1 protein-coding gene and 2 pseudogenes are annotated in these 1,870 nt (G+C 24.7%); all 3 read right to left on the bottom strand.

Annotated elements, in window-relative coordinates; translation table 11 throughout:
• Positions 1 to 301, bottom strand: a pseudogene (locus KI686_RS15615) (MBOAT family O-acyltransferase); the annotation flags it as partial.
• Positions 302 to 392: 91 nt separating this feature from the next.
• A complete protein-coding gene (locus KI686_RS15610; protein WP_237590262.1) occupies positions 393 to 1,352 on the bottom strand; it encodes a hypothetical protein in 960 nt (319 codons plus the stop codon).
• 3 nt (positions 1,353 to 1,355) lie between these two features.
• A pseudogene (locus tag KI686_RS15605) lies at positions 1,356 to 1,870 on the bottom strand (MBOAT family O-acyltransferase); the annotation flags it as partial.

The raw sequence follows: 1,870 nt of genomic DNA, 5'->3' as shown, positions 1-1,870 counted from the left end.
AAAAGAAATTATAATATTTAAAGAAACCCAAAAAACCTAGATTTACAGAAATACTTATCCAAAGTAAAACTTTTCTTCTAACATTATTTTCTTCTCGTTTTAATTGTCTTCCTATTGTATAATCTACAACTGTACTAAAAAAAATTAACGATAAAAATCGCCAATCCCACCAGCCATAAAATAAATAACTTGCTAAAACTATTAACAGGTTTTGTAACTTTAGGTTTTTATTAAATACAAACCAATAAAGTATAAATACTATTGGTAAAAAAACAGCAAAATCTAATGAATTAAATATCATTTATATAATATTTAATAGACTCAATATTCTTTTTCAATTTCATCTTATTCTAAAACAATTTTTTCTTTTTCTAAACTTTACAACTAAGGTTTTAATCTTTAAAAACCTTATTATTTGTGTATTTTTTAATATCTCTTATCAAATCTTTTGTAAACAAAGTACTTTGATTTATGTGATGAGAATCCACTAACCAATCTTCATATTTATCATCCCATAAATCGCTTCCAAAAGTATAATCTAAATAAAAAATATTTTTATTTGACTTTGATAAATCTTGATAAATTGATTTTATTCTCTTAGCATCTTTTTGATATTTATTGTATTCTGGAGCTTCTGGAGCTGTAAAAAGAATTAAATCAATTTTATTTGCTTTACACAAATCTACAATAGCATTAAAATCATTTAATAACAACTCATCAACACCTGCTAAATGTTCTGGAAAACCAGCTTCAAATTCTTCAAAATTAAACTTATCTCCTTTTTCTTTTGGTAATGAATGGTCTATTTTGTCTAAATAAGTTGTTTCTTTTAAATTAGATTTTACCCCAACAAATCTCTTTAAACTTGTTGTTGTAGCTTTTTTTACTTTGGGCAGTAAATTACTCGCGTTTTTTCCTAATAAGTTAGTCCAAAGTTTAAAATCTCTAAGAAATAAATCTCCTACTATTTTATGTAGTTGAGTTCTATGGTTATTAAAAGTAAACCATGAAACTTCTAATAAAACCAAATTAGGTTTTACAGAGCAATTATTTAAATAAGTTTCTAATGTTAATTTAGATACACTTATGTTAGCAGAAGAATATCCCAGCATTGCAACACTGTATTTACCTTCTTCTTTTAAGGTATTTTTATCTATAGAATTTAATAGTTTACTATTACCAATTGCTACTAAATCTTTACTTGGCGATTTGTAAATGTTTTCAAATTCTACATTAGAATACATTTTAGAAAACTCAAATTGATGATTTTTAGAAGCCAACAATAAAACCGCAAATATTATTAAAAATAAGGGTATTATAAATTTAAGTAACTTAAAAATAAACTTTATCATACTTTAAAATTGAAAATAAATAAATTGTTGTTCTTTTCCTCCAAACCAAATTATAGCAATAATTAAAGTATAATAAAAAGTATATCTAATTGGCCTTTTCCAGTTAGCACCTAATTTTGAAATTGCGTGTTTTTCGTCTCTACCTAACCATTCTATCAATAAAAACACAGCAATTAATGATAACATTGTAAATGGATGATGTAAAAGCCCTATAAAATCACTTCCTTTTGGTAGCTTAAAAAATGATTTAGTAAACATTTTAGATATATAACTAATTGCATGCTCTATATTATTTGCTCTAAAAAATATCCAAGCAAAAACTGTTAAACAAAAAGTAATTAGCATAGAAATAAACTCTCTTAAACTAGGTAGATATTTACCCTTTGCTACTATTTCTATATTATTTCTGTTATTTTTTGTAAGCATAATGGGTAGAAAATAAACGGCGTTTAATAATCCCCAAACTATAAATGTCCAATTAGCGCCGTGCCAAAAACCACTTACTATAAATATGATAA

It is taken from the genome of Polaribacter sargassicola (assembly GCF_021991835.1).
Taxonomy (GTDB): domain Bacteria; phylum Bacteroidota; class Bacteroidia; order Flavobacteriales; family Flavobacteriaceae; genus Polaribacter; species Polaribacter sargassicola.
The sequence above is the reverse complement of the archived record's forward strand: the minus strand, read 5'-3'. Positions and strand labels throughout refer to the sequence as shown.